The organism is Yoonia sp. R78084 (assembly GCF_044595625.1).
In the GTDB taxonomy this organism is placed as follows: Bacteria; Pseudomonadota; Alphaproteobacteria; order Rhodobacterales; family Rhodobacteraceae; genus Yoonia.
In genome coordinates this window covers 3,153,556-3,178,083 of the sequence record NZ_CP138993.1, presented here as the reverse complement: position 1 = coordinate 3,178,083, position 24,528 = coordinate 3,153,556, and the positions used below count along the sequence as shown (strand labels likewise).

Genomic DNA, 24,528 nt, shown 5'->3' with positions numbered 1-24,528 from the left:
TATATCGCCGCCATGACCGCAAACGACTCATCATATTTGCCCTTTATGAAGATGCACGGGCTGGGAAACGACTTTGTTGTCGTGGACGAACGGGGAATCACCCCGCGCGTGGATGCGGCTATCGCTGTGGCAATCGCAGACCGCCATCGCGGCGTGGGGTTTGACCAGCTTGCCGTGCTGTCCGACACGACCGAAGCCGATGTGCGGCTGACATTCTGGAACAGCGACGGATCACTGGCAGGGGCCTGCGGCAACGCCACGCGCTGTATAGCACGTTATCTGATGGACCAGTCTGGCGCGACCACGCTGACCTTGCAAACCGAGCGCGGCATCTTGCACGCGCTGGACTCGGGTAATGGCCTGACGTCGGTCAACATGGGGCAGCCTCAGCTGGACTGGCAGGATGTGCCGCTGGCGCGCGCAATGGACACGCTTGAACTGCCCATCGATGGTGCACCCACAGCAACCGGCATGGGGAACCCGCATTGCACATTCTTTGTAGCGGATGCCGAGGCCGTTGATCTGGCCACCCGAGGGTCCGCAATCGAACATCACCCGCTGTATCCTCAACGTACCAACGTACAATTCGCCAGCGTGATCGGCCCCGATCACCTGCGGATGCGCGTTTGGGAACGCGGCGTCGGTGTGACGCTGGCCTCTGGCTCTTCCTCTTGTGCCACAGCTGTCGCTGCCGCGCGGCGCGGGCTGACAGGGCGGTCTGTCAGAATCGACCTGGATGGCGGCAGCCTGCATGTCGACTGGCGTGATGATGGCGTGTGGATGACGGGTCCGACTGCACATGTCTTTGACGGCGTCTGGCGGCTCTGATGGTGAAAACAGCCCCGATATTCTCCAACCACGGTTGCAGGCTCAACGCCTATGAGACCGAGGCGATGAAGGAACTGGCAACAGCGGCAGGCGTGGATAACGCCATCGTGGTGAACACCTGCGCCGTGACGGCAGAGGCCGTGCGCAAGGCCCGTCAGGATATCCGCAAGCTCCGCCGCGACCATCCGAGTGCAAAGCTGATCGTCACAGGATGCGCTGCCCAGACAGAACCCGATACTTTCGCCAGAATGGCCGAGGTTGATGTCGTCATCGGCAACACCGAAAAAATGGACCCCGCCACATGGGCAGGCATGGCCCCCGATCTGATCGGGCAGACCGAACCGGTACAGGTTGATGACATCATGTCGGTGACCGAGACCGCAGGCCACCTGATTGACGGCTTCGGCACCCGCAGCCGTGCCTATGTGCAGGTCCAGAACGGGTGTGACCATCGCTGCACGTTCTGCATCATTCCTTATGGCCGCGGCAATTCCCGCTCGGTCCCCGCTGGCGTTGTGGTGGATCAGATCAAGCGGCTGGTGGATACGGGATACAATGAAGTCGTGCTGACAGGCGTCGATCTGACCAGTTGGGGCGCCGATCTTCCTGCCACGCCGAAACTGGGCGATCTTGTGATGCGCATCCTCAAACTGGTGCCAGATCTGCCGCGACTGCGGATCAGCTCGATAGACAGTATCGAAGTGGATGAGAACCTCATGCAGGCCATCGCGACCGAACCGCGCCTGATGCCGCATTTGCATCTGTCCTTGCAGCATGGCGACGATATGATCCTGAAACGGATGAAACGCCGCCACTTGCGCGACGATGCCATCGCTTTTTGCCAGGAGGCGCGGAAACTGCGCCCCGACATGACATATGGCGCCGACATCATCGCAGGCTTCCCGACCGAGACGGACGCGATGTTTGCCAATTCTCTGGCGCTTGTCGCAGAATGCGATCTGACATGGCTGCATGTCTTTCCCTACTCCCCGCGCCCCGGCACGCCTGCTGCGAGGATGCCGCAGGTGAATGGCAAGCTGATCAAAACCCGCGCTGCCGCCTTGCGCGCGGCAGGTGAAGCGCAAGTCGTGCGGCATTTGGCCGCCCAACAGGGCAAGACCCATCAGGTGCTGATGGAGAATGCGCGGATGGGTCGCACCGCGCAGTTCACTGAAGTGGTGTTCGACACTGACCAGCCTGAAAGCCAGATCGTGCAGGCGCAGATCACCGGATTTGCAGGCACGCAGCTGACCGCATGACAACGCTGCCGATCCTTTGGAGCTTTCGGCGCTGCCCCTACGCGATGCGCGCCCGCCTTGCGATCCAGTCCAGCGGCGTGCAGGTTGTATTGCAGGAAATCCTGCTACGAGAGAAGCCCGCGCCTTTTCTGGCCGCCTCACCCAAAGGCACGGTGCCTGTGGTGCAGGACGGGGACCGCGTGATCGAGGAAAGCCGCGATGTCATGCTGTGGGCATTGGGCCGCAATGACCCCGAGGGCTGGCTTGATATGCCGCGCGAGGGCCACGCCCTGATTGACCAAAATGACGGCCCGTTCAAAAGCGCCCTGGATCATACAAAATACGCCGTCCGCTTTCCCGACCGGAGCGAAGAGGATGAGCGCGCCAAGGCGATGGCATTTCTTACGGAATTGAACGACCGCCTTGCACAGTCTCCGTTCCTGATGGGCGACCGGCGCACACTGGCCGATATTGCAATTCTGCCCTTTGTGCGCCAGTTCGCGAACACAGACCGCGCATGGTTTGATGCGCAAGCCTTGGGGCCTTTGACCGCCTGGTTGGATGATTTTCTGGCCTCCGAACGGTTTCGCGCGATCATGACGAAATATCCGCCTTGGCAAGAGGGGCAGGATCAGGTCTTGTTTCCCTGACCCAGATAAGGACGACTCCCATGCAGTTGCTGATCTCGCCCGCTTCTCCTTTTGTGCGCAAAGCGCGCGTGCTGACCCGCGAAACAGGGCTGGTGGATACAGTCGAAGAGGTGGTCGTTTCGACCTCTGCTTTTAACTCAGCGCCCGAGGTGATTGCTGCTAATCCGATGGGCAAAATCCCCGCACTGATCCGCGCCGATGGCCCTGCGATCTATGACAGCCGTGTCATCACGCGCTTTCTGAATGATCTGGCTGGTGCAAACCTTTATCCGCAAAGCAGCATCTGGGAAATTCTCACGCTGGAAGCCACAGCCGACGCGGTCATGGATGCGACTGTTTCCATGGCCTATGAAACACGGCTACGCCCTGCGGACCAGCAATCGCCTGACTGGGTCGAGGCGCAATGGGCCAAAGCCGCGCGTGGCATCGCCGCAATCAATAGCCGCTGGATGAGCCACCTGACCGGCCCGCTCAATATCGGGCAGATCGCGGTTGCCTGTGCGCTATCCTATATTGATCTGCGGCATGATGCGCGTGGCTGGCGTAACGGAAACGAAGCGCTGGCAAGCTGGCATGCAGAATTCAGCAAACGCGACAGCATGGTTGCGACAAAGGCTGAGTAACAGCGCTAGAAATCGAAGCTGACGCCAAAATTGACGGCATTTGTGAAAATGTCGGTTTCAAGCGTGCCGCCACTATCAAGATCAGCACGGTTGGATGAGAATGTGCCTTTGTATTCGCCAAAAACGGACCATTGGTCGTTGATGGGCATGGCGGCACCGGCTACCAGCGTCGCGGCGGGACCCGTCAGTTGGTAGCCGTTTGTCTGGGAACTGCCGTTGACGACCTCGACATGCGGTACGGCCAAACCGATCCCACCGCCAACATAGGGCGTCACATCGCCAAGTACGTCATTCCAACGCCGATACGCATTGAGCGTCAGGGTATTCAGACCGTCAGTAAATTCGAGGACTTCGTAGCCGGGTGCTGCGATACCATTGGCGGGGTAGACCTTGTTGTGCGCGAAATCCAATCCATAACCAAATGTCGGCGACTGCCAGCGTGTTGCGCGCACCCCGTAGTAAATCGGCGCCTCGGACGACCGCCCTTCCCAATCCTGGGAAAAGTCATCTGCCCCAATCAATGGATCACGAATCGAAATATCAGACGCTGGCGCGGTCTGCGCGCCACCATAGAAGCTCAACTGCACATCCGCTATCGCGAGGGCAGGTGCAATGACAGCACAAAGGCAATATGACAGGGCACGGCGCATAGCAGCTTGTCCGAAATGAGTGGCACCTAACTCGGGTAGAGACCTGCCACAAAGCTGACAATAAAACACTAACGCCCAGAGGCGTGTTGCTGCGCGCATGTGGCGTCACTGACACAAATAGCCGTATTTTATCGGAAATTCCCGCCACACTATTGCCACAGTTGGGCGAATTCCATCATTTCCGCCAGAAGTTTAGGCTGCTTTGCCTGAACGGGCCACAGGTGATTCTGTCCGCCTGTTTAACGAAGTCTTCGCTGTTAGCGCATAACAGGACTGTCTTGTGGGCCTGCGCCCGATTGTCCGCTGGACCTTGAATGGTTTGATAGTTAAACAGCGCTCAAATTGACTGACCGACCTGTCGGTCTATTTTCTCGTGCGGGCATAGAGCCCATCAAAAGAATCGGAGATGCATCCAGTGTCACATGCAGATGATCATCAGGGCACACGCCGCGACTTTCTTTATTACGCAACCGCTAGCGCGGGTGTTGTAGTAACGGGCGCCGCAGTTTGGCCACTGGTAAACCAGATGAACCCTTCCGCCGATGTTTTGGCGCTCGCCTCGATCCGCGTTGATGTCAGCGCGGTCGCCCCAGGCACCCAGATCACGGTGCTTTGGCAGGGTAAACCGGTCTTTATCCGGTCCCGTTCCGAAGAGGAAATCGCCGAGGCGCGCGCCGTAGAACTGTCCGATCTGCCGGACCAGAGCGCGGAAAACGCGAACCTTCCTGACGGCACGCCAGCCACTGACGAGAACCGCGCACTGACAGAAGATGGTGTATGGTTGGTCCAGATGGGTGTGTGTACACACCTTGGCTGTGTGCCTCTGGGCGACGCAGGTGATTTTGGCGGCTGGTTCTGCCCGTGCCACGGGTCACACTATGATACTTCCGGCCGGATTCGCCGCGGCCCAGCGCCAAAGAACCTGCCTGTTCCTGTCGCGTCCTTCGTGGACGAAACAACTATTCAACTCGGTTAAGGAGAGAAACCCATGGGCGGAATTCCCCACGACCATTACGAGCCAAAGTCCGGCGGCGAAAAGTGGCTTCACAGCCGCCTGCCAATCGTTGGCTTGATGTATGACACCCTTATGCTTCCCACACCAAAGAACCTGAACTGGATGTGGATCTGGGGTATCGTTCTTGTTTTCACACTCGTGTTGCAGATCGTCACCGGTATCGTACTGGTGATGCATTATGTGCCACACGTTGATATGGCCTTTGCTTCGGTCGAGCACATCATGCGCGACGTCAACGGCGGCCATATGATCCGCTACTTCCACCAGAACGGCGCGTCGCTCTTCTTTGTGGCTGTTTATGCACACATCTTCCGGTCGCTGTACTACGGTTCGTACAAATCACCACGCGAGGTGACATGGATCGTCGGCATGCTGATGTATGTGCTGATGATGGGTACGGCCTTTATGGGTTACGTACTGCCATGGGGCCAGATGTCGTTCCACGGTACAGCCGTTATCACAGGCCTTTTCGGTGCGATTCCCTTCGTTGGTGAAAGCATCCAGATCTGGCTGTTGGGTACACCAAACGGTGCGATTGCGCAGCCAGCGTTGAACCGCTTCTTCTCGCTGCACTATTTGCTGCCTTTCATTCTGTTGGGTCTGACCATTGTGCACATCTGGGCATTCCACACGACTGGCAACAACAACCCAACCGGTGTTGAGGTGCGTCGCACATCGAAAGAAGACGCAGCCAAAGACACACTGCCATTCTGGCCGTATTTCGTGATCAAGGACCTTTTCGCGCTGGCCGTCATTCTGGCCGTGTTTGTGGCAGTCGTCGGCTTCATGCCGAACTACCTTGGTCACCCGGACAACTACATTCCGGCCAACCCGCTGGCGACACCATCGCACATCGTGCCGGAATGGTACTTCCTGCCATTCTACGCCGTACTGCGCGCGTTCGACCAAGACGTATGGCTGGTGATTGCAGTGAACTGGATCACATTCGGCATCATCGACGCCAAGTTCTTTGGTGTGATCGCGATGTTCGGTGCGATCGTCGTAATGGCGCTGGCACCGTGGCTTGATACCTCGTCGGTCCGCTCTGGCCGTTACCGTCCGATGTTCAAGTGGTGGTTCTGGCTCTTTGCCGTGAACTTCGTCCTGCTGATGTGGGTCGGTGCGCGCCCTGCTGAGGGTATCTATCCCTACATCGCGCTGATCGGTTCGACATATTGGTTCGCCTACTTCCTGGTGATCCTGCCGCTCTTGGGCGTGATCGAAAAGCCGAACACACCGCCAGCAACCATCGAAGACGACTTCAATGCGCACTACGCGCCGACAGGTGACGGCGCCAAGCCTGTTGCCAGCCCGGCCGAGTGAGAAAGGACGAATAGTCATGTTCCGCAAACTATCACTCACCGCAGCAATGGCGCTTGCCCTCACCGCAGGGCAGGCCACCGCCGCTGAACTTGAAATTGAAGTCACCGACTATGATTTCTCGTTCGAAGGCCCATTCGGCAGCTATGACCAGATGCAGCTTCAGCGCGGTCTTCAGGTCTACACAGAAATCTGTGCCGCCTGCCACGGGCTGGAATTTGTCGCATTCCGCAACCTGTCTGACGAAGGCGGCCCCGGGCTTCCTGAAGACCAGATGCGGGCCTATGCCGAGTTCTACGAAGTCTTTGACGAGACGTTGTTTGATGGCGAGGGCGACTTCCGTCCAGCAACGCCAGCAGACAAATTTCCAGAGTCGAGCCTGTCGAACGCACCTGACCTCAGCCTGATGGCAAAGGCGCGGGCGGGCTTTAGCGGCCCATATGGTACAGGCATCAGCCAGTTCGTAAACGGCATGGGCGGCGCGGAATACATCGCGTCATTGATGACCGGCTACCACGAAGAGCCTGAGTGCGCACTGGAAGGCGAGCCGATGGACGGCTTCTACAACGTAGCATTCGCAGCTGGTGGTTTCCCTGAAAGCTGTAAAGACGAGCACGGCAAGCACAAGGTGCCAGGCTCATGGATTGCGATGTCACAGCCGCTTTGGGGCGATGATGTTGACTATGCAGACGGTCACTCAACCGAGCTGGAAGATGTCGCAATGGATGTTGCGGCGTTCCTGATGTGGACAGCCGAGCCGAAACTGGTTGCGCGCAAGCAGGCAGGTCTGACCGGTTTTCTGTTCCTGACAGTTCTGTCCGTGCTGCTGTACCTGACAAACAAGCGTCTCTGGGCACCACACAAGCACAAAGACTAAGTCAAACAGATCAAACAAACACAAAGGCCCGCCGTTATGGCGGGCCTTTTGCATTCTGTAAGGTGGATCTTGCTCCACCTTACCCCAGATAAGCCCTGAGCGCGGCCGGTGGATCATCAAACAACGCATCGGTCGCAACGGGCGCATGTACCTGACCCGCATCCACGAGCGCAACCATATCCGCAATCCGTCGCGCATCAGCCGGATCATGGGTGACCATCACGACAGTCTTTCCCGCCGCGGCCAGCTTGGATTTCACCAGATCGAGCATTTCATCCTTGAGAGCGGGGCCAAGCGCGGAAAAGGGTTCATCCAGCAAGACGACAGGTCGATCCGCCACAAGAACGCGTGCCAGCGCCACGCGACTTTGCTGCCCACCCGACAATGCAGCGGGTTTGCGTACTTCCATACCAGCCAATCCAACCTCTGCGAGGGCCGCAGCAACCTGGCTCCTTTCTTCCTCGCGCAACCGCAGGTCCGGCCGCAGCCCCAAACCGACATTCTGCGCCACGGTCAAATGTGGAAACAGGTTATTGTCCTGAAAGAGCATACTGACAGGCCGCTTACCTGGCTCTTCATCCGTCACATCGATACCGCCAAGGATCACGCGACCTGACACAGGCGCAAGAAACCCCGCCAGACCCGCCAAGAACGTCGACTTTCCCGCACCGGACGGCCCGATCAAAGCCACCGCTTTGCCGCGTGCGAACACAATATCCGCACACAAAGAAAATGCGCCTTGCTGCAGGACCAGGTTTTCACATCTCAACACGTCCACGCCCCCATCGGTCACAGATCCAGAACAGTGCAAAACTCAGCACCACCAGTAACAGCGCCGCACTTGCCGCTGCCTCCATCCGGTAGGCACCCATCAAACGATACATCGCCAGCGGCAGTGTCTCTTGTCCTTGGCCCGCAAACAAGGCGATCACGCCCAAATCACCCATGGACAAGGCCGCCGCCAAACCCGCCGCAAACCCCAGCGGACGCCGCAGACGGGGCAGAACAACCCATCGTAGCCACGTCCATCCGCGCATATCCAGCGCGAGCCCTAAACGGCCATAGCTTTGGTTGATCTGGTCAACAGTCGGGGCAATGGCGCGGAGCGCGAAAGGCAAAGCGAGTGTCGCGTTCACCAGCATGGTCACCAGCAACGCAACATCAGCCGGACGGACAAAGGGAAACACGATCAGGAATGCACCCGTTCCAACGACCAATCCAGACGCCGCGAGCGGCATCACACCAACCACAGACACCATGGCGCCACCACGCAAAGCCAGCGCAAGGGCCATCAAGACGCAAAGCGCCGCCGAGCCGATGGCGACACAGAGCGACCGCAATGCCGCAGCCCAGACCGTTGCAGGCATGTCGGGGAACGCGGGCAGCCCGCGGACCACGATCATCCCCAAGGGCAGCAGTAGAAAAAGTGCGGCCATAGCGATTACAGCATAGTCCACCACAGGCCGCGGCAAATCCCAACGCTGCACGACACGGTCCATGCCGGCACCCATCGGATCATTCCCTGTCACCTCCCACGCCAGAGCGGCAGCCAACACACAGAGCCCGAACTGGATGCAGGCCAGCAATGCGGCCCGTCCCAGATCGAAATCGAACCGGACCGCCTGATAGATCGCCAGTTCAACTGTTGTTGCCCGCGGTCCGCCGCCCATCGTCAGGGCAACGGCAAAACTGGTCAGACAAATGAGAAAGATGACCAGAAACGTACCTGGCACCACTGAACGGAGCATCGGCCATTCGAGCAACCGGCCAACCGGTGCATTCAGCGATGCCGCAAGGCGAAACCGCTCGGCGGGGATTGAGAGCCAGCCTTGCAAAATAAACCGCACCGCCAAGGGCATGTTAAAGAACACGTGGGCCAGTACCACGCCGTGCAAACCGAAAATCGAAACAGGCTGAAACCCCAGCCAGACCAGGCCATCATTCAAAAGACCGCCGCGGCCAAAAATCGCCAGAAGACCAAGCACCGCGACAATGACCGGTAGAAGGAATGGTGCCCCGAGCAGGGTAATCAGCAAATCCCGCCCGTAGAAACCACGCCGTGCCAAAGCCCGCGCTACGGGAATAGCCAGCAGGACACTCAGCAGCGCAGACAGAAACGCCTGCACAAGCGTAAACCGAACCGCGGCCCAATCCGCAGGGGCGAGGCCACCCATCCATTCGGCACGCCAGCCAACAGCCGCCAGCGTGCCAAGGGTGAGCACAAGCACCAGCGCCGCAGCTGCGACGCCGGGCCAGCGCGGTGTTACTGGGACAAGGCTGTGCGCCATTCGTCCAGGGCCGCATCACGCATGGCGGCTGCATCTTCCGGTGACAACAAGAGTGATGTTTCAGGCGTCATCAAAGTTTCGAACCCGTCAGGCAGGCCCGCAGCCGGAATGACCGCCGGATACATCCAGTTCGTTGTGGGGATCAAGCTTTGGAACGCGTCCGACACCATGAAAGCAAGGAACTGATCCGCCAGTTCCGGCTGATCGGTGCCTGCGACTTTGCCCGCCACTTCGACCTGCATGTAGTGCCCTTCATCAAAGGCCCATGCGACCTTGCTGTCGTCTTCCTCGGCAATTAGGTGGTAGGCAGGCGAGGTCGTGTAGGACAAAACCGCATCAGCCTGACCGTCAAGGAACATGCCGTAAGCTTCGGACCAACCCGGTGTGACAGTTATGATGTTGTCGGCCAGATCGGCCCAGAGCGTTGCAGCTCCATCGCCGTAAGCGGCCTTCACCCACATCAACAGACCCAGACCGGGCGTGGATGAGCGGGGATCCTGAATGACAATCTGGATGTCACTGTCGGCCAAAGCACGCAGGGATGCCGGCGCATCCGCACCTGCATTTCCGACGAAGGCGAAATAGCCCCAGTCGAACGGCAGGAAATCCGCATCATTCCATGCAACAGGGAGATCAAGGTCCGCAGCAACGCCATGCGGCGCAAATAGCCCCGTCTCGCGCGCAGCGGCTGTCAGGTTTGTATCCAGCCCCAAGACGATATCAGCCTCTGTGCGCGGCCCCTCCAGTTGCAGACGGGCCAGCAGGGAAGCCCCGTCACCTGCGCCCACAAATTGCAGATCACAGGCGCATTCCGCCTCGAAAGCGGCTTCAACCGCAGGGCCGGGGCCCCATTCGCTGGTAAAGCTGTCGTAAGTCATGACTTGCAGCACAGGCGTATCGGCGAGTGCAGCCGAAGCACAAAGAGCAAGTCCCGCGACAACTGGCAGATAGGTGGTGTTTTTCATCGTATCCTCCAAATGCGACGGGCGGATTGGGGGATAGCGGGATTGCCATACCTTCCCTCCGCCGGTCTTAACCGGTTCAGGTTCAACGGGTCCGCGTGCTACGCATCTCAGCCATGATTGGCCCCCCGAGGTACGCCCTAGGTATTGCGGAATAGACCGAAGGACAAGGGAAACCTCTTGAGCCTGATTGTCACCCCCGCTAGACCCCATGTGCAAAGGGAGATGCCCATGTCGATCAACAGCTTCGGACATTTGTTTCGTTTCACTACTTGGGGTGAAAGCCATGGGCCTGCCTTGGGTGCCACGGTTGACGGCTGCCCGCCCGGCGTGCCGCTTGAGGCGCCGATGATCCAGCAGTGGATGGATAAACGCCGCCCCGGGCTGAACAAGAACACAACCCAGCGGAACGAACCTGATGCGGTGAAAATCCTGTCCGGCGTCTATGAGGGTAAGACCACAGGTACCCCGATCCAGTTGATGATCGAAAACACCGACCAGCGGTCAAAAGACTATGGCGATATCCTGAACACGTTCCGTCCCGGTCATGCGGATATCACCTATCACCAGAAATACGGGCTGCGCGATCCACGCGGTGGCGGGCGGTCTTCGGCGCGCGAAACCGCGTCGCGCGTGGCTGCCGGCGGTGTGGCGCGCGAGGCGATCAAAGCGATTGCGCCGAACGTAGAGATCAAGGGCTATATGACCCAGATGGGCACCAAAGCGATTGATCGCAGCAAGGTCGACTGGGACCAGATCGACCAGAATGATTTCTTCTGTCCCGACGCCGAAGCAGCCGCCGAGTGGAACGACTATCTGGCATGGCTGCGCAAGGACGATCACAACTCGGTCGGCGCAATCATCGAGGTTGTCGCGCGTGGCGTGCCTGCGGGCATCGGCGCGCCTGTTTACGCCAAGTTAGACACTGATCTGGCCGCTGCGATGATGTCGATCAATGCCGTGAAAGGCGTGGAAATCGGTGAAGGCATGGCTGCCGCTGCGCTTACCGGACGCGACAACGCTGACGAGATTTTCATGGGGCCGAACGGACCGGAGTATTCCTCGAACCACGCAGGCGGTATCCTTGGCGGGATCAGTACGGGGCAGGACATTGTCGTGCGCTTTGCCGTGAAACCAACCTCTTCGATCCTGTCGCCGCGCAAATCCATCCGCATGGATGGCACCCCGACCGAGGTCGTGACAAAAGGACGGCATGATCCTTGTGTGGGTATCCGCGCAGTCCCTGTCGGTGAAGCGATGATGGCTTGTGTGATCCTTGATCATCTGCTGCTGGATCGCGGTCAAACTGGCGGCGTGCGCGGGCAGATCGGGTAAGGTGGATTTCAATCCACCTTACTGTTTGGACAGCTGAACCGCCAAAATACCACCTGCGATAATCGCAACGCCCAGCACATCCAGCACGCCGATCTTTTCGCCCAGAATGATCGCAGCGGTCGCGACCCCCAGAAACGGGTTGAGAAAGTGAAAGGTCGAGGCCCTGACCGCGCCAATCCGGCCCACCAGCAAGAACCAAACCAGCGTCGCACCCAATCCTGGCACGATTGTTGTGTAGATAAACGCGACCCCCAACTGCCAGTTCCACGTGACATCCCAGGTTTCAATTGTGAGGGCTGGAACCCACAGAAACGCACTCCCCACCAGCATCTGTAGACCGACGATCATCAGGACATTTCCGCCTGACGACGCGCCCAAGACAGCCATAGTGGCAATAGTCAGCGACACAACCCCGATCACACAAAGGACAACCCCGAAGAGATCGACGCCACCTTGCAGCCGCGCTCCCATGATCAGAACAACGCCAACAACACCGGCAATCAGGCCAATGATACCCAGAGGCCGCACTTTATTGCCGAAAACCAGCCATCCCGACAAAGCCACCAGCAACGGCATGGTCGAGGCAATAATAGCCGCCAAAGACGCAGGAATCGTCTGCATGGCAACAAAATTGAGACCCAAATACAACGCGTTCTGACAGACACCAAAGATCACGACGCCTGTCCACTGCCGCCGGCTCAGCCGCGCTGACTGGCCAAGCAGAAACGCGATGCCCACACCGATCACACCTGAAATCAGAAACCGGAGTGCCAGAGCACTAAGCGGCGGCGCATACTCGACAATCACGCGGGCAGAGGTGAATGCCGACGACCACATCAGCGCGAACGCCAGCCCCATCGCGATTGCTTTGATGTCCATGTGATCCCCTTTGGTGCCGAGTTACGCCGAGCGTACGGCTGATTGCAAGGCTGGACTGTTATCGCGCCGCACTGTGCATCCCGAAACGAAAAAGGCCGCCTTAACCGGCGACCTTTCCCAAACTCTGCATCCGGCCCGAGGGCCTGCGATGGCTTAGCCGTTCACGCTGTCTTTCAGCGCTTTTGCGATTGTCATTTTGACAACCTTGTCGGCTTCTTTCTTGATCTGCTCACCCGTGGCAGGGTTGCGGACCATACGCTCTGGGCGCTCGCGGCAATAGATCTTGCCAACACCTGGAAGTGTCACAGCACCGCCGCCGGAAACTTCTTTGGTGATGATGTCTGTCACAGCATCAAGCGCAGCACCGGCTGCTTTTTTGTCCATGCCTGTTTCTTCTGCAAGTGCAGCAACCAGCTGCGCCTTTGTCATTGGTTTTGTCGCCATTTTACTGGTCTCCCTCGTTCGCCCCAGCAGTAGGGCCTATTACCCGCACATTTAACGGTATGTTGTGGGACACCACAATGATTAGTGTGCCATTACAAGTGAAAAAGAGCAGGTTTCCGCACTTTTTGACTGTTTAGAGGAAAGCTGTCTCTTCAAAGCTGCGCAATTTGCGGCTGTGAATGCGCTCAAGCGGCATTTCGCGCAACCGTTCCATCGCACGAATACCGATCATCAGATGGGCTGCAACCTGCGTTTTATAGAACTCCGACGCCATGCCCGGCAATTTCAACTCGCCATGCAGGGGTTTGTCGCTGACGCAAAGTAGCGTGCCATAGGGGACGCGAAACCGGAACCCGTTGGCGGCAATCGTGGCGCTTTCCATATCCAGCGCAATCGCACGTGATTGGGAAAGCCGTTGAACTGGGCCAGCCTGTTCGCGCAATTCCCAGTTCCGGTTGTCGATGGTTGCCACGGTGCCTGTGCGCATGATCCGCTTCAACTCATACCCTTCAAGCTTGGTCACATCAGCCACAGCGGTTTCCAGCGCAATCTGGATTTCCGCCAGCGCCGGAATTGGCACCCATACAGGCAGATCATCATCAAGCACGTGATCTTCGCGCAGGTACGCATGAGCCAGTACGAAATCACCCAAGCGTTGCGAATTCCGCAAGCCCGCACAGTGCCCGACCATCAGCCACGCATGGGGCCGCAGCACGGCGATATGATCGGTCGCCGTTTTCGCGTTCGACGGACCCACACCGATATTGACCAACGTGATCCCCGCACCGTTCTTGCGCTTGAGATGATAGGTGGGCATTTGCGGCAATTTCGCGGGCATCGGAACAGGCGCATCGGCATCCGATATTTCGACATTCCCGGTACTCACAAAGCTGGTGTAGCCGCTGTCGGGGTCCGCCAGCATCTGGCGCGCGAAGGATTCAAACTCCTCAACATAGAACTGGTAGTTGGTAAAGAGCACGTGGTTCTGGAAATGCTCGGGCGCAGTCGCCGTATAATGCGCCAGACGCGCCAGTGAGTAATCAACGCGCTGTGCCGTGAATGGCGCCAAAGGGTGCGCCCCGTCAGGGTACTGAAAACCCGAGCCGTTCACGATGCTATCATGTGTCGTGCTCAGGTCCGGTACATCAAATGCATCGCGCAGATTGAATTCCATCGACCCGTCATGTGGCACCGTCAATCCCGGATCGTTTGCCGCAGCAAAATGCACCGGCATTTCTGTGCCGGATGCGCCAATAATCACAGGTACACCGTGACTGGCCAGCAATAGCCCGATTTGTTGTTCAAGATAGGATGCGAACAGGTCGGGGCGGGTCACCGTCGTGGCATAAACCCCCGGTTCGGCCACGTGCCCGAAAGACAGCCGCGAATCCATCTTGGCGTGAGTTGTCGTCGTCAGGCGGATTTCAGGGTAGTAGGCCCGCACCCGTGTGTCAGGCTGGCCATGCCGCAGCGCGGTGGCGAAATTCTCGGACAGGAATTTCACTGCCGTGTCATAAAGCTCTTGCAGCCTGACAACGGCCAGTTTCGCGTCAGTAAATGCCTCTGGCGCGGGGACTTCAGGTGTCCGGATTGACACCTCTTGTGCAACGTTCATGCGTTTTCCTCAAATATATCTGTAATTTCAAACTTATCGACATCCACCAGCCCCAGATCAGAGATCCGTAACGATGGGATGACGACAAGCGCCAGCAGCGAGTGCTGCATATAGGCGTTATTCAATGTGCACCCGCAAGTGGCCATCGCAGCAACCATCTGGTCGGCTTTGGCGGCAACTTCGGCAGCAGGGCTATCGGACATCAGGCCGGCAATAGGCAGTTCCACCAGCGCCAGTTCCTCGCCATCTTTCCAGACGGTCACGCCACCGCCAACCTCGCCCAGTCGGTTCGCGGCGGCAGCCATCATCGCGCGGTCCGTGCCCACGACGATCATATGGTGACTGTCATGTGCCACGGTCGAGGCCATGGCCATCTTGCCCGTGTATCCGAACCCCGACACAAAGCCGTTCACGACCTTTCCGGTGCCTTGGTGCCGTTCGACAAGGGCGATTTGATAGGTGTCGCCCTCGCCTTCAACCAACCCGTCAACAACGGGCAGTTCAGCGGTCAATGCTTGCGTCGGTGCCTGGTTTTCCACCACACCGATGACCTTGGCTTTGACCTTGTTCTTGCCCGAGGGTGCATGGATGGCAAAGTCTGCATCCCCGAGAACCTTCCCCATATGCACGGTTGTGCGGGCATCATCGGGCCAAGCATAATGCGGACAGGTCACGGTAATCTTGCCGTCACGCGCGACGGTCTGACCGCGCGCGATCACCTCTTCAATCGGCAATGTCACCAGATCAGAGGTCAGGATCATATCCGCCCGACGCCCCGGCGCGATCGAGCCAAGCTCGCGCTCCAGCCCGAAATGGGTGGCCGTGTTGATCGTGGCCATTTGCAGCGCGATTACCGGATCACAGCCACAGGCGATGGCATGGCGCACCACGCGGTTCATATGGCCGTCATTCACCAACGTGCCGGAATGGCAGTCATCGGTGCAGAGGATGAAATTGCGCGGATCAAGCCCCTTTTCGGTCACAGCGGTAATCTGGCTTTCCACATCATACCACGCCGACCCCAGCCGCATCATCGACCGCATCCCGTTGCGCGCGCGGGCAATCGCGTCGGCCTCGGCGGTGCCTTCGTGATCATCAGCGGCACCGCCCGCGACATAGGCGGAAAACGCTGTTCCCTTGTCAGGGCTTGCGTAATGCCCGCCGACAGTCTTGCCCGCATTCATCGTCGCGGCCATTTCCGCCAGCATCTGCGGATCGCCGTTGATCACACCGGGGAAATTCATCATCTCGCCCAAGCCGATGATGCCGGGCCACGCCATCGCCTCAGCCACATCATCGGCGGAAATCTCATACCCTGTGGTTTCCAACCCTGGTGCCGAAGGGGCGCAAGATGGCATCTGGGTGTAGATATTAACCGGCTGCATCAGCGCCTCGTCATGCATCATGCGGACACCGCGCAGCCCCAGCACATTGGCGATCTCATGCGGATCGGTGAACATGGTGGTCGTGCCATGGGGGATCACAGCGGCTGCAAATTCGGCGGGCGTCAGCATCCCGCTTTCGATATGCATGTGTCCGTCGCAGAGGCCGGGAATCAGATAGCGGCCTTCCGCCTCGATCACGCGGGTGTCGGGACCAATACAATGCGACGCGTCAGGGCCGACGTAGGCAAAGCGCCCCTCGGCCACAGCAACCTGCCAACCATCTAGAATTTCGCGGGTTTGTACGTTGACCAGCCTGCCGCCGCGAATGACCAGATCGGCCTTATCGCGGCCTGCTGCGACGGCCACCAAGCAGGGGGCAACCTCGGCCCATGATTTGAAATGCGTTTCCATCCCCAATGGTTTCACCGATTTCAGGGACGTTCAAGAGGGATCAGAGGTTCTGAAGCGGCAGCGGCTTTTGATCGGGGTTCAGACGCACCATCGCAAGGTTCAGAGCAGCAGCCACAGTGACCCACGCGAGATAGGGCACAAAGGCCAGCCCCGCCCAGAAATCCAGCTGGAAATGGGTGATCGTAGCGCCAAGAACGGCAATCCAGAGACAGACCATGATCGGGATCGAGCCTTTCAGGTTGCGCGCCCCGAAAAATACCGGCGTCCAAAGCGCGTTGAACGCAATCTGCATCGCCCAGAATGCCATCGCATAGGCGTTGCCATCCAGCACGGCAACGCGGGCGCCCGCGAAAGAGATCAGCAAATAAATCGAGGTCCAGGCAACCGGAAAGGCCCAGTTGGGCGGTGTCCACGACGGTTTGTTCAGGCTTTTGTACCACTCACCGGTGGGGAAAAGCGCGCCCGTCGCGCCTGCGCCAAAGGTCGCCGCCAAAAAGAGGCAAAAAAGCAGAATATCCATTGCAGGGCCCTTTCAAGGTACCCGACACACTTAGGCCATCGGACGGTCAGTTCCAATGCCTGCTTCGCGCGCTTTCAACTCGGCCAAGATATCGAGCACCGATGATGCCCGCTTTTGGTCAGGCTTGGCGCGGCTGGCGGCATCAACCAGAAATGCGACTTCCGGCAGGGGTTTCGCATAGATCACTGCCGATTTCGGCATGATCAGTGAAATGCCCGTCCGCGCGCCCGCTTGCATCAGCCAGCCCAGCTTTTGCGCGCCCGAGGTTCTTGCGCGCATCGAGATACTGTCGAAACCCTGCCTGCGCAGTTGCCTGCCGATACCTGCGTAAATCAGGCGCGCAGCCCAGATACCTGTACGGGCTTGCAGCGGCAGTACGTCAATCCCTGCCTCGGACCGCAGATAAAGCCTGTCGGCCTCGGCCAGAAGACGTTTGACCATACGCCGCACGTCATTCGTTGGCAGGGTTTCGCGGGTAAAGTTCACGGGATCAATGCCCGCCTCGGCCAGCCAATCCAGCGGCAGATAAATCCGCCCCATGCGGGCATCTTCGCCCACATCGCGCGCGATATTCGTCAACTGCATTGCAACGCCCAGATCACAGGCTCGCGCCAGTGCATCGGGATCGCGCACGCGCATCAGCACGCACATCATCGCACCTACGGCACTGGCCACGCGGGCGGAATAATCGCGCACGCCGCTTAAGGTGTCATAGCGCCGCTCGGCGGCATCCCATGCAAGCCCTTCCAGCAAAGCCTCGGGCAGGGCACGGGGCATCTCGAAGTCCTCGATGATCGCGGCAAAGGCGCGGTCTTCGGGCGCATTGTGGGGTTTGCCGGCATAGGCCGCATCCAGACGGTCTTGCAGGCGGAAGACGGCACCGGCCTGATACTCGCCCTCGTCCACCTCATCATCGGCCAGACGGCAAAAGGCATAAAGTGCCAGCGCAGGATCGCGCACCTTGGCGGGTAAAAGTTTGCTCGCGGCATGAAAAGACAATGATCCATGGCGGATCGCCTCGCGGCAATGTTCAAGATCATCGGGGCGGATCATTCCGCAGCAACCTTGAGTTCAGGCACAACCGGCGCATCAGGCACCAGTTTCGCCAGCACTTCGGCACTGGAAATCACGCCCGGCACACCTGCACCCGGATGGGTACCTGCACCGACAAGGAACAGGCCCTTGGCCTCTTCGCTAATGTTATGAGGGCGGAACCACGCGGATTGTAAAATGCGCGGTTCGATGGAAAAGCCCGACCCGTTGGGCGACAGATACCGGTCGCGGAAATCCTCGGGCGTCAGCACCATTTCAGTGCTGATATGTTCCGCAAAGCCGGGGATCGTCTTTTCAACTTCAGCCATGACCTTGGCTTTGTAAATCTCGGCCTCTTTGGCCCAATCTACAGGGTCATCAAAGCCCAGATGTGGGACAGGCGACAGCACATAAAACGTGTCATCCCCTACAGGAGCGACGCTGGGATCGGTCTTGGACGGGCGGTGGATATAAAGGCTCATATCGTCGGCAAGTTTGCCCTTGATAAAGATATCCTTCAGCAGCCCCTCATAACGTGGCGCGTTGGTGATGGTGTGATGGCCCACATCGGGCCACATCTTGGCGGTGCCTTTGGTGCCGAAATACCAAACGAACAGGCCCATAGACCAGCGCCGTGATTTCAGTTTCTGATCGGTCCAGCGTTTGCGTGGCGTGTTGCGCATCAGACGCTGATATGTGTGGCCTGCATCGGCGTTGCTGACCACCAGATCAGCTGCGATTTCCTGACCGTCTGTCAGGCGCACACCTTTGGCGGCACCGTCTTTGACCAGGATTTCATCCACTTCAGCCCCTTGGCGGACTTGCCCGCCTTGCGACCGGATCACGCCGACCATCGCCTGCGCAATCGCCTGTACGCCGCCCATGGCGTAGTGCACGCCAAATTCCTTTTCCAGATAGGCCACCAGCGCATACATCGACGTCACATGGCGCGGATCACCCCCGATAAAGAGCGGATGAAACGACAATGCCATGCGCAAACGCGGGTCTTTCACACGCGCCTTGGCCAGCCCAAGGATCGACCGGTCCGCGCGCAACAGTGCGAAGAGCGGCAGCACCTTGATGGTTTCCCAAAGCCTGTGCATCGGCTTGGCGACCATGCCTTCAAAGCCCACTTTGTAACAGGCCTCGCTATCCTTCAAAAACCGCTTGTAGCCCTTCACGTCACGCGGGCTGAGCCGTGCCACCTCGGCCAGCATCGCGTCAGTGTCCTGCCGCGCGGTAAAGGTAGAACCATCCTGCCAACGCACCTCGTAAAACGGGTCCATCGGGCGCAGGTCGATATCTTTGTGAAAATCGCGTCCACAGGCAGCCCAGAGCGCCTCGTAGACTTGCGGCACAGTGATAATCGTCGGGCCCAGATCGAATCGGTGGCCATCTTGTGTCACAGAGGACCCCCGCCCGCCGGGCTTATCCAGCCGGTCCAGCACGGTGACGGCATAACCCTTGGCCCCGAGGCGCATGGCCGCAGCGAGGCCACCAAGCCCCGCACCGATCACAATTGCTGCGTTTGAATCGCTCTGTTCGTCTATCATCATGGCTCAACTCTAGTAGTGTAAACACAAGTTGACAATTATTATGTCAACATCTTCCCAAAACGGACCACATATGTCAGGATTAGTTGACACGATCAGAGGTCTTCACCGTGACTCAAACCGTCAGCCTGTCATTCTTCCGCTTCAGTGGGCCCATTGCCCGTGCTTGGGCGTTGACGATGATGGGCGGCGCAAGACTGCCTCTGGCACGCACGCCCGACATCGGATTCTGGAAGCTCTGCGGATCAGGCACTGGCGAAGGTTTTACCCCCGTCCCCAACACCGCTGTTTACGCGATCCTTGCCACTTGGCCCGATGCGGAAACGGCCCAAGCACGCACACAATCAGGCATTTTCGCGACTTACCAGAAACGTGCCGCCGAGGATTGGACCGTCTTTCTCCAAACGCAGACATCGCGCGGCGCATGGGCGGGCCAATCACCTTTCGAACCGACGATGGCACAAACCACCGGCCCGCTTGCTGCACTCACGCGCGCAACCATCAAACCCAGCATCCTGACCAGATTTTGGGGCCGTGTGCCGAACATTTCGGAAATGATCGGCAAAGATCCCAACGTTGCCTTCAAGATCGGCATCGGCGAAGTGCCGATGCTGCACCAGGTGACCTTTTCGATCTGGCCTTCCGAAAAAGCGATGGCCGGTTTCGCCCGTACCGGCCCGCACGCCGATGCCATCCGCGCCGTGCGCGAAGAAGGCTGGTTTCGCGAAGAACTCTACGCCCGTTTTGCCGTCCATTCGGATCGCGGCACCTGGAACGGCACCTCCCCCTTAGCCAAACTTGAGGCCGCATAATGCAACCATTCCCCTTTTCCGCCATTGTCGGCCAAGACGAGATGAAACAGGCGATGATCCTCACTGCGATTGATGCCAGCATCGGTGGGGTTCTGGTCTTTGGTGATCGCGGCACAGGCAAATCCACCGCCGTGCGTGCACTGGCCGCCCTGCTGCCCCCGATCAAGGCGATCAAAGGCTGCCCGATCAATGCAGCCACTGCCAAGGACGTGCCGGATTGGGCCGGCCTAAAAACAAAACGCGCATATGAGATGCCGACGCCGGTGGTGGACCTGCCGCTTGGCGCGACCGAGGACCGCGTGACAGGCGCGCTTGATATCGAGAAGGCCCTGACCAAAGGCGAGAAAGCCTTTCAACCCGGCCTGCTGGCCCGCGCCAACCGCGGGTATCTTTACATCGACGAAGTGAACCTGCTTGAGGATCACATTGTGGATCTTCTGCTCGACGTCGCCCAATCTGGTGAAAACGTGGTCGAACGCGAAGGTCTTTCCATCCGCCACCCCGCCCGCTTTGTTCTGGTCGGGTCCGGCAACCCCGAAGAAGGCGAATTACGCCCGCAGCTGTTAGACCGTTTCGGTCTGTCGGTTGAGGTCGCATCACCCAAAGATGTTGCCACCCGTGTCGATGTCATCAAGCGACGCGATGCCTTCGAGAACGACAATGCCGCCTTTATGCTCCGCTGGCAGGCCGAAGATGCGGCGATCCGCGAACGTATCCTGACCGCGCGCAAAGCGCTGGCAAAGCTCAAAACGCCCGAGAAAACGCTGGTCGACGTGGCCGAACTTTGCCTCGCGCTGGGCTCGGACGGTTTGCGCGGTGAACTAACCCTGCTCAAAGCCGCCCGCGCCTATGCCGCGTGGCGTGATGACACGGCGCTGACCCGCGCCCATGTAAAGGCCGTTGCGCCCATGGCGCTCCGTCACCGCCTGCGCCGCGATCCACTGGACGAGGCGGGCAGCGGCACACGCGTCGCCCGCACCGTGGAAGAAGTCCTTGGCTAGGGAAAGCTGGCACCACGCAACGCGCGCGTTGCAATTGCTCGCGCTTGATCCGGGTCTTGGCGGGATATGCATTCGTGCGCGCTCTGGCCCCGTTCGTGCGCGCCTGATGGAAATGATTTCCCCTGATGCCCGCCGCCTGCACCCCGCCATAACTGACGAGGCGCTCTTTGGCGGGTTGGACCTTTCGGCGACTTTGGCCAGTGGCCAGATGATCCGCGAAACAGGACTGCTTGAAACGCCATGCACCTTGGTGCTTGCAATGGCTGAACGCGCCACAACAGGGCTGGCGGCGCGGCTCGCGGTCGCGCTGGACCGCAGCACCGATCACACCCTGATTGCACTGGATGAAGGCGCAGAGCCCGACGAATGCCTGAACCCCAAACTGGCCGAGCGGCTGGCCTTTCATGTCGATCTGTCCGAGTGCGCCCTGCAAGATATCACCGCCACAGCGCCTAGGGCGCCAATCGCGTTGCGTGACGTCAAAATGCCCACCGACTTGCTTGAGCAAGTCACGCGCATCGCCTGCGACCTCGGGATTGATAGCATGCGTGCACCACTATTCGCCCTGCGCGCCACCCGTGCCAATGCCGCTCTGATGGGCCGCACACAGATCACGTCCGAGGATGTTGAAATTGCTTGCGCGCTGACCTTGGCACACCGCGCAACGCGGGTGCCGGAGCCTGAATCGCAAGAGGAAGAGCCACCTGCACCGCCCCCCGACCAGAACAACGAAAACCAAGGTCCCGAAGACAGCCTTGATCTGCCTGATGAGCTTTTGCTTGAGGCCGTCCGTGCCATGCTGCCCGATAACCTGCTTGAACAACTGGCCGCGCAAAAGGCGCGGGCGGGGCGTGGCAATGGCACCGGTGCTGCACGCAAGGGCAACCGGCGCGGACGGCCTTTGCCATCACGCGCGGGGCATATCAGCGATGGCGCACGGATTGATATCATCGGCACGTTGCGCGCCGCGGCCCCTTGGCAAACGATCCGGCGCAACGCGACAGGCCGCGACGGTCTGCACATCCGCCCCGCAGATATCCGCATCAAACGGTTCGAGGAAAAATCCGACCGCCTGTTGATCTTTACGGTTGATGCCTCTGGGTCCTCCGCCCTCACCCGTCTGGCCGAAGCCAAGGGTGCGGTGGAACTTCTGCTGGCCGCAGCCTATGCGCGCCGTGATCACGTGGCACTTGTCGCCTTTCGCGGGACCGAAGCCGAGCTCTTGCTGCCACCCACCCGCTCACTGGTGCAAACCAAACGGCGCCTGGCGGCATTGCCCGGCGGCGGCGGCACGCCGCTTGCCGCAGGTATGGTCACCGCGTTTGAACAAGCCGTCCAGGCCACCCGCCGTGGCATGACACCGACGATTGCAATCCTGACCGACGGGCGGGCGAATATCGCGCTGGATGGGCGTGCAGACCGCAAACAGGCGGCCACTGATGCCCAGCAAATCGCCCGCGTTCTGCGTGCAAATGGTGTTGATGCGATTGTGATCGACACCGGCAACCGGCCCGAACCTGCGTTGCGCAACCTTGCCCAGACCCTGGATGCGGCCTATCTGCCCTTGCCGCGCGCCGATGCCCAGCGCCTTTCCAAATCCGTCGCCACCGCGTTGGGCGATTGATGCGGTGGCCCGAGGATGCCGAAGGCTGGCCTCTGACGGTATATTCGCGGCAGGTTCTGCACCGTCCGCACCGTTGGCATATTCAGGAACACGGGATCGGACCCACAATCCTGCTGATCCATGGCGCAGGGGGGGCAACGCAGAGTTTCCGTGGCTTGTTTCCCATCCTTGCGCGCACCCACCATGTTGTGGCTGTTGATTTGCCCGGTCAGGGGTTTACCCAAATGGGCGCGCAACAACGCTGCGGGCTGGATCACATGGCAGCGGACCTGCTTGCACTGGCACGCAACCAAGGCTGGTCGCCTGATATCGTTGTCGGTCACTCCGCAGGTGCGGCTATTGCGCTGCGCATGTGGGAACTGGGACTGCAGCCCGCCAAGGGAATCGTGGGGATCAACGCCGCTCTTGGGAATTTCAAAGGGGTCGCTGGCTGGCTCTTTCCGATAATGGCCAAAGCCTTGGCCGTTTCACCTTTTGCGGCACGCCTGTTTAGCAAGACGACAACGCGCAATAGCATCAGCCAACTGATCGAAGGCACCGGATCAAATCTGGATGCGCGGGGCATTGATCTCTATTATCGGCTCGCAACTGACAAGGGCCACGTGGATGCGACGCTTTCGATGATGGCGCAATGGTCGCTCGATGGGCTACTGGCGCGGTTAGGCAAGATCGACGTGCCGGTCCATCTGATCGCGGCACTTGGCGACAGGTCTGTACCACCCGAGGTCAGCCGCAGTGCTGTCCGAAAGCTTCCACAAGGCAGGTTAACCGAGGTTGCCGGACTTGGGCACCTCGCGCATGAGGAAGACCCCGAAACGATCGCGAATTTGATCACCGACATGTAAAAGGCCGCCGGGTTTCCCCAACGGCCTTTTTTCATTCAGAACAACGGTTACCCGCTGTAATGGCTCTTACTCAGCGGCAAATGTCGCCAGGTATGCATAAAGGTCGTATGCCTGAGCTTCTTCGCGTACCTGATAGGCCATCTTGCCACGTGCACGACGGTTGTCGAGCGTTTCGCGGAGCCAGCCTGTCGGATCCTGAACGTAGCCGACAAAGGCTTCTTCAGTCCAAGGTGTGCCAGCTTCGCCCAATTCGATCAGCGCATCGCTGTAACGGAAATCTTCAACCGATCCCATTGTGCGACCGGCAAGTCCGTAAAGGTTTGGACCGGTACGTGCATTGCGACCGGCAAGAACCTCGCCGGATGCGTCTGCGACAACATGGCATGCAACGCACTGACGGTTGAATTGCTCTTCGCCAGCTGCGGCGTCACCGACAGTCGCGGCGTGGCCGTCAGCAAAGGCGGGTGCGGAAAGAACAGCAAATGCTGCTGCGATAGTAAAACGTTTCATGATCGTATTCCTCTTCGATCTAGTTCTGTGACCGTTCGCCCCAGTCGGCGCTTAATGTAACGCGGGAAACCAAAGGGTCCACCCCCGCATGCAAAAGAATCCGTGATACGC

24 protein-coding genes and 1 riboswitch are annotated in these 24,528 nt (G+C 59.1%); of the genes, 12 read left to right on the top strand and 12 right to left on the bottom strand.

Going from position 1 to position 24,528, the window contains the following annotated elements; translation table 11 throughout:
- Positions 1–12: 12 nt before the first annotated feature.
- The 4 genes from dapF to SJY29_RS15900 are packed head-to-tail and all read left to right on the top strand — an operon-like array spanning position 13 to position 3,339.
- Complete coding sequence (gene dapF, locus SJY29_RS15915; protein ID WP_400084756.1) at positions 13–828, top strand: diaminopimelate epimerase; 816 nt, start codon at positions 13–15, stop codon at positions 826–828.
- Complete coding sequence (mtaB, locus tag SJY29_RS15910; RefSeq protein WP_400084753.1) at positions 828–2,087, top strand: tRNA (N(6)-L-threonylcarbamoyladenosine(37)-C(2))-methylthiotransferase MtaB; 1,260 nt, start codon at positions 828–830, stop codon at positions 2,085–2,087. The genes dapF and mtaB overlap by 1 nt, the downstream gene beginning before the upstream one ends.
- Positions 2,084–2,716 carry a glutathione S-transferase gene (locus SJY29_RS15905; RefSeq protein ID WP_400084750.1) on the top strand — a complete coding sequence of 211 codons (633 nt, stop codon included), beginning with the start codon at positions 2,084–2,086 and terminating at the stop codon, positions 2,714–2,716. Before mtaB ends, SJY29_RS15905 begins: the two co-directional genes overlap by 4 nt.
- Positions 2,717–2,736: 20 nt before the next feature.
- Positions 2,737–3,339, top strand: coding sequence for a glutathione S-transferase (locus SJY29_RS15900; RefSeq protein ID WP_400084747.1), 603 nt, complete (start codon positions 2,737–2,739; stop codon positions 3,337–3,339).
- 5 nt (positions 3,340–3,344) lie between these two features.
- Here SJY29_RS15900 and SJY29_RS15895 read toward each other — a convergent pair whose 3' ends face one another.
- Positions 3,345–3,989, bottom strand: a complete 645-nt coding sequence (locus tag SJY29_RS15895; protein WP_400084744.1) for an outer membrane protein — start codon at positions 3,987–3,989, stop codon at positions 3,345–3,347.
- Positions 3,990–4,404: 415 nt separating this feature from the next.
- On the opposite strand from SJY29_RS15895, the gene petA reads away from it, so the two are divergent.
- Genes petA through SJY29_RS15880 form a run of 3 tightly spaced genes read left to right on the top strand, consistent with a single transcriptional unit; the run spans position 4,405 to position 7,201 of the window.
- Positions 4,405–4,965 carry a ubiquinol-cytochrome c reductase iron-sulfur subunit gene (gene petA / locus SJY29_RS15890; RefSeq protein ID WP_400084741.1) on the top strand — a complete coding sequence of 187 codons (561 nt, stop codon included), beginning with the start codon at positions 4,405–4,407 and terminating at the stop codon, positions 4,963–4,965.
- Positions 4,966–4,977: 12 nt separating this feature from the next.
- Positions 4,978–6,327, top strand: coding sequence for a cytochrome bc complex cytochrome b subunit (locus SJY29_RS15885; RefSeq protein WP_400084738.1), 1,350 nt, complete (start codon positions 4,978–4,980; stop codon positions 6,325–6,327).
- A gap of 10 nt (positions 6,328–6,337) precedes the next feature.
- The gene (locus SJY29_RS15880) at positions 6,338–7,201 is read left to right on the top strand and encodes a cytochrome c1 (protein WP_400088956.1); all 864 of its coding nucleotides are present in this window, start codon (positions 6,338–6,340) and stop codon (positions 7,199–7,201) included.
- 79 nt (positions 7,202–7,280) lie between these two features.
- Here the strand turns inward: SJY29_RS15880 and SJY29_RS15875 are convergent, their stop codons facing one another.
- The 3 genes from SJY29_RS15875 to thiB are packed head-to-tail and all read right to left on the bottom strand — an operon-like array spanning position 7,281 to position 10,454.
- Complete coding sequence (locus SJY29_RS15875; protein ID WP_400084735.1) at positions 7,281–7,973, bottom strand: ATP-binding cassette domain-containing protein; 693 nt, start codon at positions 7,971–7,973, stop codon at positions 7,281–7,283.
- Complete coding sequence (locus SJY29_RS15870; RefSeq protein WP_400084732.1) at positions 7,960–9,489, bottom strand: thiamine/thiamine pyrophosphate ABC transporter permease ThiP; 1,530 nt, start codon at positions 9,487–9,489, stop codon at positions 7,960–7,962. Before SJY29_RS15870 ends, SJY29_RS15875 begins: the two co-directional genes overlap by 14 nt.
- A complete protein-coding gene (gene thiB / locus SJY29_RS15865) occupies positions 9,465–10,454 on the bottom strand; it encodes a thiamine ABC transporter substrate binding subunit (protein ID WP_400084730.1) in 990 nt (329 codons plus the stop codon). Before thiB ends, SJY29_RS15870 begins: the two co-directional genes overlap by 25 nt.
- A 36-nt stretch (positions 10,455–10,490) precedes the next feature.
- A riboswitch (TPP riboswitch) is annotated at positions 10,491–10,592 on the bottom strand.
- A gap of 90 nt (positions 10,593–10,682) precedes the next feature.
- Here thiB and aroC point away from each other — a divergent pair.
- Positions 10,683–11,786, top strand: coding sequence for a chorismate synthase (gene aroC / locus SJY29_RS15860; RefSeq protein WP_110277808.1), 1,104 nt, complete (start codon positions 10,683–10,685; stop codon positions 11,784–11,786).
- An 18-nt stretch (positions 11,787–11,804) separates the two neighbouring features.
- Here the strand turns inward: aroC and SJY29_RS15855 are convergent, their stop codons facing one another.
- The 7 genes from SJY29_RS15855 to SJY29_RS15825 form a co-directional block, all read right to left on the bottom strand.
- The gene (locus SJY29_RS15855) at positions 11,805–12,665 is read right to left on the bottom strand and encodes a DMT family transporter (RefSeq protein ID WP_110277807.1); all 861 of its coding nucleotides are present in this window, start codon (positions 12,663–12,665) and stop codon (positions 11,805–11,807) included.
- 153 nt (positions 12,666–12,818) lie between these two features.
- Positions 12,819–13,109: an HU family DNA-binding protein gene (locus SJY29_RS15850; RefSeq protein ID WP_055295176.1), complete on the bottom strand. Its 291-nt coding sequence runs from the start codon at positions 13,107–13,109 to the stop codon at positions 12,819–12,821.
- 133 nt (positions 13,110–13,242) lie between these two features.
- Positions 13,243–14,724, bottom strand: coding sequence for an AMP nucleosidase (locus SJY29_RS15845; protein WP_400084725.1), 1,482 nt, complete (start codon positions 14,722–14,724; stop codon positions 13,243–13,245).
- Entirely contained in the window at positions 14,721–16,520 is a 1,800-nt protein-coding gene (ade, locus tag SJY29_RS15840) for an adenine deaminase (protein ID WP_400084722.1), read from the bottom strand. The genes SJY29_RS15845 and ade overlap by 4 nt, the downstream gene beginning before the upstream one ends.
- A 40-nt stretch (positions 16,521–16,560) precedes the next feature.
- Positions 16,561–17,040, bottom strand: a complete 480-nt coding sequence (locus tag SJY29_RS15835) for a TspO/MBR family protein (RefSeq protein ID WP_400084719.1) — start codon at positions 17,038–17,040, stop codon at positions 16,561–16,563.
- 30 nt (positions 17,041–17,070) lie between these two features.
- On the bottom strand, positions 17,071–18,093 hold the full coding sequence (gene crtB / locus SJY29_RS15830; protein WP_400084716.1) for a 15-cis-phytoene synthase: 1,023 nt from the start codon (positions 18,091–18,093) through the stop codon (positions 17,071–17,073).
- Complete coding sequence (locus tag SJY29_RS15825) at positions 18,090–19,628, bottom strand: phytoene desaturase (protein ID WP_400084714.1); 1,539 nt, start codon at positions 19,626–19,628, stop codon at positions 18,090–18,092. Before SJY29_RS15825 ends, crtB begins: the two co-directional genes overlap by 4 nt.
- A 107-nt stretch (positions 19,629–19,735) precedes the next feature.
- Here SJY29_RS15825 and crtA point away from each other — a divergent pair, with 107 nt between their 5' ends.
- Genes crtA through bchO form a run of 4 tightly spaced genes read left to right on the top strand, consistent with a single transcriptional unit; the run spans position 19,736 to position 23,907 of the window.
- Positions 19,736–20,437 carry a spheroidene monooxygenase gene (gene crtA, locus SJY29_RS15820; protein WP_400084711.1) on the top strand — a complete coding sequence of 234 codons (702 nt, stop codon included), beginning with the start codon at positions 19,736–19,738 and terminating at the stop codon, positions 20,435–20,437.
- Positions 20,434–21,438: a magnesium chelatase ATPase subunit I gene (gene bchI, locus SJY29_RS15815; RefSeq protein ID WP_400088954.1), complete on the top strand. Its 1,005-nt coding sequence runs from the start codon at positions 20,434–20,436 to the stop codon at positions 21,436–21,438. Before crtA ends, bchI begins: the two co-directional genes overlap by 4 nt.
- Positions 21,431–23,062 carry a magnesium chelatase subunit D gene (locus tag SJY29_RS15810; protein WP_400084708.1) on the top strand — a complete coding sequence of 544 codons (1,632 nt, stop codon included), beginning with the start codon at positions 21,431–21,433 and terminating at the stop codon, positions 23,060–23,062. Before bchI ends, SJY29_RS15810 begins: the two co-directional genes overlap by 8 nt.
- Positions 23,062–23,907: an alpha/beta fold hydrolase BchO gene (bchO, locus tag SJY29_RS15805; protein WP_400084705.1), complete on the top strand. Its 846-nt coding sequence runs from the start codon at positions 23,062–23,064 to the stop codon at positions 23,905–23,907. The genes SJY29_RS15810 and bchO overlap by 1 nt, the downstream gene beginning before the upstream one ends.
- A gap of 66 nt (positions 23,908–23,973) precedes the next feature.
- Here bchO and SJY29_RS15800 read toward each other — a convergent pair whose 3' ends face one another.
- Positions 23,974–24,417 carry a cytochrome c family protein gene (locus tag SJY29_RS15800; RefSeq protein WP_076660301.1) on the bottom strand — a complete coding sequence of 148 codons (444 nt, stop codon included), beginning with the start codon at positions 24,415–24,417 and terminating at the stop codon, positions 23,974–23,976.
- Positions 24,418–24,528: the final 111 nt, after the last annotated feature.